The following is a 217-nucleotide window of genomic DNA, read 5'->3' on the forward strand; positions in this document are numbered from 1 at the left end:
TGTCGGTGTCTTCCACATCGATGGTTGGTACGCCATCGTCTTGACCGTTAATGGTGACGGTCAAGTCAGCGGTATCCACATCACCATCGCTATCCGAGATGGTGTAGGTGAAGGTATCGGTCACCAGCTGACCGCTTTCCAGCGCTTGAACGGCTGGGCTGCTGTTATCCAACGCGTAGGTGTAGGTGCCATCGCTGTTCAGCGTCAGCGTACCGTA

The 217-nt window shown here is 55.3% G+C and carries 1 protein-coding gene; it reads right to left on the reverse strand.

From position 1 onward, the window contains the following. The coding region (locus ACXAF9_RS18250) for a VCBS domain-containing protein (protein ID WP_475076874.1) at positions 1 to 217 on the reverse strand (217 nt) is incomplete at both ends.

Source organism: Neptunomonas sp. ABH4_499 (assembly GCF_056160565.1).